This window comes from Falsiroseomonas sp. RANM36, from assembly GCF_056682175.1.
The window spans coordinates 256,104-261,958 of sequence record NZ_JBWXTD010000006.1; the positions used below are offsets into that span (position 1 = coordinate 256,104).

Sequence of the window (5,855 nt, forward strand, 5' to 3'; positions counted from 1 at the left end):
TGCCGAGCGCGGGGATGATCAGCGACCAGGTGGACAGCGTGGTCCACATCCGCCCCCCGCAGATCGGCGGCATGAAGGAGTAGAAGATGCGCAGCGTCGCGCCCGCGCGGCCGGGCCGCGCGCCAGGCTGACCATCGTGCCGGATGCCGGGCATTCGGCGCTGGAGCCGGGGGTGCGCACCGCGCTGGTGGCGGCGGTGGAGCGGTTCAGGCGTCGCGGTTAGGCGGCTTCGACGCCGGCGGCGGCCAGTAGCGCGCCCGAAAGCCCGTCTGTCGCTTGTTGAGTTCCGGCCGGAGATAGCTCCGGACGCGGAAGGGATCGGCCGATTGGCGGATCAGTCGGATCACCTCCGCGCCGCGCAGGTCTTCCAGGCGCTGCGCCTGATCGAAGCCGTCCTGGTCGGGATCATGCAGCGCGGCGGCGCAGCGCTTGAACTCCACCGCGTCGAACTGCGGCAGCGGGTAGAGCTCGTAGCCGCGCTGTGTCGGCACCGGGTTCCTGGCCATCACCGTCGGGCGCTCCACGACGAAGGCGGCGGCGGCCCCCTCGACCGGCGCCGGCACCTCGTGCGCCTGCTGCTCGCCCGGTAACGCCGCGCCGTCGCCGGGGGGACCCGAGCGCCAGATCGCGCCGGCGACGTCCCCTTTTTCGTTGCGCATCCTGAACAGGACACGCCGGCGGTCCAGCAGCCGGAGCCAGGCCGTGACGCTTTCGCCCGGGTTCACCGGGAACGGCGCGCCATCCTTCTGCAGCACGACCTCGTCGTACTGCTTGCCGCGGACGTACCACTGGAGCCAGGCATAGGCGCTGGTCTCGACCTTCCCGTTCTCCTTCACCTCGACCTTCAGCGTCGTGCCGATCTGCGGCAGCGAATTCGAGGCGAGCCGGTGCCCGTCGAGGCCCACCCAGATCGAGCAGCGCCAGCTCTCGGGCAGCGGATACGCATCCCCCAGCGCCAGGTCGCGCTTTCGCGGCGGCAGGTCGGGAAGCGGCGTGGCGCGGCCCTCGGCATCCGCCGGCCGCGTCGCCTGCGGGATGCGCCAGCGCGCCGCCACCGCGTTGAAGCGCAGCCCGTCGCGCGCGCGCAGCATGGCGCCCGACCAGTTGATGCTGCTCGACAGATGCGTGCCGAGGGCGCTGCCGCTGTTGCTCGCGCCCGGTGCCTCGCCGCGGGGCGCGCGGCGCATGTCGCGCGCCTGGCCGGGCGGGGGCGGCGCGACATCCTCGCAGCCTTCGCCGAAATCCAGCTCGTCCCAGAATTTGAGCAGGCGTTTATCGGCGGCGCCGCGCGTGACCAGCCTGGGCGGGCGCCCTGCTTCGCCTGGCGAGGAGGACATGGCTCAGGACCACTCGCGCGCTGCGTCTTTGCGCAGCTCGGCAAAGTTCGGCACCGTCTGCAAGATCTTGAGCGTGCTCTTGGCAAGGTCGCGCCCGGCGAGCGAATCGGTCCGGTAGTGCACGCCGGCGATCTCCCGGTTCCGCGCGATCCGCGCCGCCAGCGCATCCAGGGTGCGGTGATACACCTCCGGCACCACCAGCTTCAGCGCGCCCGCGATCAGATGGGATTGCGTGGCGTGGCCGCTGGGATAGGCCGCGTGGCCGGGGGTGGGGATGATCGGCCGCAGCGCGGGGCACATCTGCACCGGCCGCGCCCGGTTGAAGAGGCGCTTGTAGTGCATGACCACCAGCGTGCCGAGCGTGCCCGCGGCGAAGGCCATGCGGACCGTCGCGCCCTGCGACGGGGCCACGGTGACCAGGGTCAGGAAGTCGCTGATGATCTCATCGGTGTGTGCGATGATCTCGCCCGCCGCGTCGCTGCGCTCGTCCTCGGCGGCGCGGATCAGCTCCTCGATCTCCTCGCTCTCGCTCTTCGGCGCGCCCGGCTGGCCGTAGTAGCTGGTCCAGTGCTGCACGAGATGCGCGTCCGCGGTGAGGCGCTTCGCCTTCAGCACGGCCTGCCAGTCCGGCGTGCCGGTGAAGTCGGCGAGGACGCCCCACGCTGCCCAGTTCGCGGACCAGTTCCGCGCGTAGCCGATCTTGCCGGAATCGACGCGCTGGTCATCGGCGATGCGCTTGCCGCCCTCCACCGCGGAGACGAAGGGCAGGTCGCCGCGATCGGGCAGGATCGCGCGCCCGCCGCCCGAGGCGCCGGCATTGGCCATGTTCGACATGTTGGACATGTTGGACATGTTGCTCATGTTCGACATGTTGCTCATTGCGTGGTGTCCTCCGCATCCTCACTCGGGCAGCCCCGCGAGGCGCAGGTGCTCCACATAGGCCTCAAGCGCCTCGCCCCGCCACGGCGTGCGCGAAGCGAAGCGGCGCAGGCTGAAGCCGGGTTCGAGCTTCGCGTGGTGATCGCACAGGGCGCGCGCCTCATCGAGCCGACCGCTCGCGGCGAAGGCGGCCATCAGGTTGCGCCAGGTCGGCGCATGCTGCGGCTGCAGCACGATGGAGGTGCGGCAGCAGGCGATCGCGCTGTCGTAGTCGCCGGCGACATAGTGGGCCACGCCGAGGAAATCCTGGTGCAGGAAGGCGAAGGGATCGAAGGGCGCGAGGTCCACGCCGCGCCGGGCCCAGCGCACCGCCTCTGCGCCCTCGCCCGACCAGCAGCGCATCAGCGCCCCCCAGCTCCAGGCCAGCGCGCAGCTCGGCATCAGCGTGACCGCCTTGTCGAGCAGCTCCCGGCCCATGTCGTAGTCGATCCGCATGTAGCCGAGCAGGATGCCCTGCAGCGCCATGGCGAAGGCGTCCGAAGGGTTGCGCGCCAGCGCCGCCTTCGCGGCCTCGCCGGCCGAACGCGCATCGGCCGCCGGGTCGGGCGACCAGCCCTGGGCCACGCGGAAGGAGTACCACCAGCCGAGATGGCTGTAGGCGAGGCCGTAGCCGTCGTCCACTTCCGTCGCCTTGAGAAGCAGGTCGCGGGCCTCGCTGAAGCTGACGCGGTCGAGCCGCTGCAGCTTGTCGAGCGCGCGCAGCACGAAGTCGTAGGCCGTCAGGCTGCTCGGCGGCTTGCGCATGGCGCGGCCGAGTTCCTCGGCCTTGACCTGCGGCAGGATGGTGGTGGCGACGCGCTCGGCGATCCGGTCCTGCACCTCGAACAGGTCGGCGGCCTCGCCGTCGTAGCGGTCGGCGCGCAGGATCGTGCCGCGCTCCGTCTCGCTCAGCTCGGTGGTCACGCGCAGCTTCCCGCCCGCCCGCCGCACGCCGCCATAGAGCACGTAGCGGACGCCGAGCTCGCTGCCCGCCATGCGCGGGTCGAGCGAGGTCTGCGCGAAGGCCAGCGCCGAGCCGCGGCTCACCACGAACAGCCCGTCGAGGCCCGAGAGGACATGCACGATCCCCTCGATGATGCCGTCGGCGAAGTAGGCGTCCTGCGGATCGGTCGCGCTGGCGCGGAAGGGCAGCACCGCGATGGAGGGCCGCTCGTCGGCGCGGCGCGACATCGGGGCCGGTCCAGGCGGCGCAACGGGCGCCTCCGCCGCCACGGCGGATTCGAGAAGATAGCCGCGGCGCGGCAGCGTCCTGAGCGTGCCGGCGCCGCCGGGCCCCATCGCCTTGCGCAGCTCCACGACGCATTGGGTGATGCTGTCGTCGGTGACGAAGACGCCCGGCCAGACCGCATCCAGGATCTCCGCCCGCGGCACCACGCGCCCGGCATTGGCCAGCAGCAGGCGGAGCAGATCCAGCGTCTTCGGGCGCAGAACCGTCTCCGCACCACCCGGCGCCACCAGGACGCCGCGGCCCTCGTCCAGCAGGCATTCGCCGAACCGGACCTTCCGCGCGCTGCCCCTGATCTCCATACCCCGCGCCCAAGCCTAACCCTGCCTGATGGTATGTCAGGGTTCCGACACTGCGCCAGGGGGCCGGGCCGCGATGCGGCAAGGCTGTCTTCTCCCGCGCCGTGGGTCGGCGCGCGGCATGAAACGGCATGCGGCTCTCCACGAGGCCTGCGCGGAGAGACTAGATGCGCGGCCGCACCGAAGCCCGAAGACGATCCGAAATCGATGCGAAAGCCGCGGCGGGGCCGCTACCCGTCGGCGAGTCGCAGCAGATCCAGCTTGAGTAACCAACCAAGCGAACGACTCATACGCCATGCGCGCATGGGTTGCAATTCCGCCGTGAGCCGGGCCGCCGTCGCCGGCCCCTGCTCCAGCGCCTCCAGCGCCAGCTGGATCGACTCGAGCGAGGCCAGCAGGTCGCGCCGCGGCACCGCCCCGGGCAGTGCGACATAGGCGCGCAGCCGCGCGAGCACCGCGGCCGCATCCTCGCCCGGCGGCAGCATCAGCCGCGTCTCCGGCGCCAGGCGGCGCGTCGGGTAGTCGGCGAAGAGGATCGAGGGATCGGGCCGGTGCGGCACCCGCGCCTCGCCGCGCAGCGGGGCCGCGCGCTCGGCCCGCGCTTCCCGGCGCAGCCGCGCCAGCTCCGCCCACAGCGCGCGCCACTGCCCGATGACCACGGGCCAGTCGAACCGCGCCAGGGCATCGCGCCGCGCGGCCGCGCCCATCGCCCTGCGCATGACGGGATCGGCGATCAGCGCGGCGAAGGCGGCCTCGGCGGCGGGCACGTCCACGGCGGTGAACTGCGCGACGCCGGCGATGAAGGAATCGTAGCTGTCGAAGCCGGCGTCGTGGCGCTCGCCGAGGTCGGGCATCGGGCCGCCGAGCGTGGTCGGCACGCGATAGCCGGTCTCGCCGTGGCGGATCGTGTCCTTCAGCCCGTCCCAGTCGGTGCCGACCACCGGCATCCCGGCCGCCAGCGCCTCCACCGGCGCGAGGCCGAAGCTCTCCTGCACGTTGTCGGAGAGCAGGGTGAAGATGTCCGCGGCGTTGCGCAGCGTGGTGCCGGTCTCCGGCCGCTCGACCAGGCGCAGCTCCAGGCCGGGCGCGACCGCCTTCGCCTGCTCATGGAAGGCGCGGCGCTGCGTGTCGTCGGCGAACCAGCCGGAGAGGATCAGCACCACCCGCGCGCGCGGCGGCGCCGCGGCGGCGGCGCGCCCGAGGGCGAGGAACATCGGCAGCGGATGCGCCTTGGCGTGGAAGGAAAGGCGGCCGTGATGCAGCACCGCGACGTCCTGCTCGGCGAGATTCAGCCGCGCGCGCCACTCCACCCGCGCCGCGGGATCGGGCGCCAGCGCCGCGCAATCCACGCCGAGCGGGATCACGGGCAGCGTCGGCCCCTCGATGCGCGTGGCGCCGAGCCGGCGGGCAAGATAGGCGCCCTGCATCTCGAGAAGCCGCAGCACCGCGCCGCGCACCGGGGCGGAGGTGCAGACGATCGCATCCCAGGGCTGCACGGGCGCGACCAGGCTGTCTAGGATGGAATCCATCGCCCCGGCGGAGGCGATGGTGTGGGTGATGCCGACCAGCGACCAGCCCGTGGCGGAGCCGATCCGCCGTCGCCGCCAGGCATGGTCGCCGAGTCCCGGCCCGGGCAGCAGCAGGCAACCGATGCCGGCGAGGCGGTGCAGTTCGTGGTCCGGGATCGCCTCGGCCGGGACGGTGCCGCCCAAGGCCGCGACATGGCGGCGAAAGGCCTCGGCATGGGCCTCGCCGCGGGTCAGCGCCACGATGCGCGCGAAGCCGGCATGCCGGACGAGGCCGGCAAGGAACCCCTCCCCCGCCGCATGGCGGCCCATCAGGCGCGGTCGGGACGTGTCGTAGCCGTCCGGCGCGTAGAACAGGGCGGCGCCAGGAGGCATCAGCGGGGGCGGCATGGCTCCGCGCAGGCTGCGGGGCGGGGGGGCGCGGGGGGGGCCGCGGGGGGGGGGGGGGCGGGGGCGGCGGGGGGGGGACGGGCTCTACGCCCACAACCCGCCGATCCGCGCACTGCTCGACCTGCCGGAGAAACCGGAG

4 protein-coding genes and 1 pseudogene are annotated in these 5,855 nt (G+C 72.9%); 1 reads left to right on the plus strand and 4 read right to left on the minus strand.

The annotated features are described in order from the left end of the window. Positions 1-106: 106 nt before the first annotated feature. Positions 107-223: pseudogene (locus tag AC1MIR_RS22795) on the plus strand (prolyl aminopeptidase); the annotation flags it as partial. On the opposite strand, the gene AC1MIR_RS22800 reads toward AC1MIR_RS22795, so the two are convergent. The 4 genes from AC1MIR_RS22800 to AC1MIR_RS22815 all read right to left on the minus strand — a co-directional run bounded on the left by AC1MIR_RS22800 (position 207) and on the right by AC1MIR_RS22815 (position 5,716). After that, entirely contained in the window at positions 207-1,337 is a 1,131-nt protein-coding gene (locus AC1MIR_RS22800) for a G1 family glutamic endopeptidase (protein ID WP_480030478.1), read from the minus strand. The pseudogene AC1MIR_RS22795 and the gene AC1MIR_RS22800 sit on opposite strands and share 17 nt — an antisense overlap. A gap of 3 nt (positions 1,338-1,340) precedes the next feature. Beyond that, entirely contained in the window at positions 1,341-2,216 is an 876-nt protein-coding gene (locus tag AC1MIR_RS22805) for a phosphatase PAP2 family protein (protein ID WP_480030479.1), read from the minus strand. A 21-nt stretch (positions 2,217-2,237) separates the two neighbouring features. Continuing rightward, positions 2,238-3,803, minus strand: a complete 1,566-nt coding sequence (locus AC1MIR_RS22810; RefSeq protein WP_480030480.1) for a winged helix-turn-helix domain-containing protein — start codon at positions 3,801-3,803, stop codon at positions 2,238-2,240. Between the two features lie 227 nt (positions 3,804-4,030). Then, positions 4,031-5,716 carry a glycosyltransferase gene (locus tag AC1MIR_RS22815; protein ID WP_480030481.1) on the minus strand — a complete coding sequence of 562 codons (1,686 nt, stop codon included), beginning with the start codon at positions 5,714-5,716 and terminating at the stop codon, positions 4,031-4,033. Positions 5,717-5,855 lie beyond the last annotated feature (139 nt).